Consider the following 2968-nt stretch of genomic DNA (forward strand, 5'->3'; position numbering starts at 1 on the left):
GGGCGACCGTCCCCCCGGGCAGCCGGTTCACCGCACCCGGGCCGCCGCCCGGCCCCCCGGCGGCGCCCCCGCCGCCGTCCCCGCAGGCCGCCGGGCAGGCCGCCGGTCAGGGCGCGGGGCAGGGTGCGGGGCAGGCGGGCGGGCATGAGCAGCCCGCGCCGCCCGCCTCTCCCCCGGTCCCGGCCCCGGCGCCCCCGCCGGAACCGCCGGCCGACCCGTTCGCCTCGGACGCGCCGCCGCGCACCGCGCCCCCGCCGCCCCCGCCCGGCCCGGCGGTGCCTGCTCCAGCGGTGCCCGCCCCGGCGCCGGAGCCCGAGCCGCTGCCGCCGCCGGACGCGACGGCCTTCGACGCCGCCCCCGACCGCGCCGGCGACCGCGCCGCCGGCGGGGCCGCACCGGTTCCGCCGCCGGCGCCGGAACCGGTGTGGCCGGCCGAGCCGCAGCCCACGCAGCTGGACACCGACGCGTTCAAGACCCAGCTCGACCCGGGCCCGGCATGGCCGGGCGCCCCCGAAGCGGCGCCCGTCCCGCCCGGTGCCCCGTCGGCCGCCCAGCCGGGTGTGCCGCCGCAGGCGGCGCCGCCCGAACCGCGGCCCGCCCCACCCGCCCCGCCGCCGGCCGCTGCGGATCCGGCGCCGCACGCGGACCTGCCGCCCCCGCCGGCGCCGGTGCCCGAGCCGCCGCCCCCGGTGCCGCCCCAGCCCGTCCCCGAGTCCGAGCCGCAGATCGCCGAGGCGTACGGGATCCGGTTCCTGTGCGGCGCCGACGACATCGAGCGCGTCGTCACCGAGGTGCGGCGGCGCGGCAAGTGGGCGCGGCGGCTGCGCGGGCAGGAGGTGTCGAGCGCGTCGGCGCCGGCGCTGCTGCTGATCGGCGCGCCGTCCAGCGGGCAGCGGCGGCTGGCCCGGATGGCGGCCCGCGCGCTGGCGGAGGTGGACGCCTCCAGCGGCGAGGTCCACTCCGTGCACGCCGAGGACCTGCGCGAGCGCGGCCCCGACGGGCTGCGCGCCGCGCTGGAGGACCACGCGGGCCACGTCCTGCTGCTGGACGGCCTGGACGGGCTGGTCCTGGACGAGGCCGACGGCGCCGCCTACGCGTCCGTGCTGTACCGGACGCGGCTGGAGGGCGTCAACGACACCGCGCTGCTGGGCACCTGCGAGCCGGACCGGGTCGGGGAGCTGTCGGCGGCGGCGCCGGAGCTGACGGCGGACCTGCGCGCGGTGCGGCTGCCGGACCTGTCGGCCCCGCGGGCGCGGGCGGCGCTGGTGCGGCTGCTGGCCGAGGAGCGCAGCCTGCGGCTCGGCGCCGACGCGCAGGCGGTCGTGGACCGCGACATCGGGTCGCTGCGGCCGCGCGGCCGGCTGACCGGCGCGCGGCTGGTGGAGGCGTACCTGGACCGGGCCGCGACGCGGCATCTGGGCGCCGCGGAGGCGACGCAGGCGATCGGCAGCGCGCTGTCGCTGACCGCGGCGGACTTCGAGGGCCTGGCGGCGGAGCTGTCCGGCCGCTGACCCCCCGGCCGCTGACCCCCGGGGGGGCCGGATTCGCCTTGCCGGTGAGGGTTTTGGGCCCCCGCGGTGCGGCGGAATGTCGGTGCCTCGCGTCACGATGGGAACGTGGATCGCGTTGACCGGCTGCTGGCGCTCGTCGCCGAGCTGCGGGCGGCCTGCCCCGAGCCGCTGGACCCGGCGGCCCTGGCGGCGCGGCTGCAGGTCAGCGAGCGGACCGTCCGCCGCGACCTGGAGCTGCTGCAGCACGGCGGGCTGCCGCTGCGGACGGTGAAGGGGCGCGGCGTCGTGCTGCCCGCCCCGCCCGGCCCGGCGCCGCTGGGCGAGGTGGGGTCGCTGATGGCGCCGGTGCGCGACACGCTCGACGAGGCGGTCCGCACCCGCCGGATCGTGCGGCTGGCCTACACCGACCGGGCGGGGGCGCGCAGCTTCCGCGACGTGGAGGCGCACGGCCTGGTCATCGCCCCCTACGGGCAGTACCTGGTGGGCTGGTGCCGGATGCGGGACGGGCCGCGCCTGTTCCGGCTGGACCGGATCGGCGCGGCGTTCCTGTCGGGGCGCGGCGCGGAGGTCCGCGACCTGGACGAGCTGCTGGCGGTGCTGCGGGTGCCGGTGCCGCGCCCGGCGGGCGGGGCGGGGCCGCGGGGCCCGGCCGACCATGCGCGGGCCCGGTCGTGGACGCTGGACCGGCTGGAGTTCGTGCGGTCCCGGCTGCGCGACGCGGCCGCCGAGGCCCGCTCCCCGGCGCGCTCCCCGGCGCGGCCGGGCGGGGGCGCGGCGGCGCTGCGCGGGGTGCTGGGGCATCTGGCGGAGTGGACGCGGTGGCAGGCGGCGGCGATCCGGTCGGCGGCGACGGGCGAGGAGCCGGTGCTGGCGGGCCGCCGACCGCCGTTCCCGCCGGTGTTCGACCGGGAGCTGCCCTATGACGCGCGGGAGCGGATGATCCAGGACGCGATGGCGCTGCGGTCGCTGGGCGATGTGGCGCGCGACCTGGAGGAGGTGCTGGAGTCGGTGGGGCACTGGGCGGCGGGCTGCGACGACGCGCTGTGGGAGCGGGAGCTGCCCGACCCGCGCCCCTACGGGCCGCCGGGCCCGCCGCGGCCGCTGGCGGACCTGCTGGCGGGCTGGCGGGGGCCGCTGGCCCACATCGAGTGGCATCTGGACCGCCTGTCCGACGAGCCTCCCGAGCCGCCGGACGGCGACGAGGAGGAGATCTGGGTCGTCGACCGCTGCCCCCTGCAAGCCTGACCGCCCGACGGGGCGGGAGGCGGCGTGCGGCGCGCCCGTGCCGCCGGGTGCGGATCCCCCGCCGCGAGCCCGGCCCCCTGCCGGTTCGCCCCTGCCGGTTGGCCCGGCGGGGGGAGGACGTCGCTGGGGGCCGCCGTTGGGTCAGGGGGCGGGGTCGGGGCGCCGGGGCGTTGGGGTGCGGTCGGCCGTCCGGTCGGCGGTCCGGTCGGCGG

Annotated in this window: 1 protein-coding gene and 1 pseudogene; both read left to right on the forward strand. The window is 81.3% G+C overall.

The genetic code is table 11. The features are described 5' to 3' along the window. Positions 1–1511, forward strand: a pseudogene (locus ACIWVC_RS27780) (hypothetical protein); the annotation flags it as partial. A gap of 105 nt (positions 1512–1616) precedes the next feature. Continuing rightward, the gene (locus tag ACIWVC_RS27785) at positions 1617–2756 is read left to right on the forward strand and encodes a helix-turn-helix transcriptional regulator (protein WP_396449882.1); all 1140 of its coding nucleotides are present in this window, start codon (positions 1617–1619) and stop codon (positions 2754–2756) included. Positions 2757–2968: the final 212 nt, after the last annotated feature.

Source organism: Actinomadura sp., from assembly GCF_044508335.1.
Classification (GTDB): domain Bacteria; phylum Actinomycetota; class Actinomycetes; order Streptosporangiales; family Streptosporangiaceae; genus Spirillospora.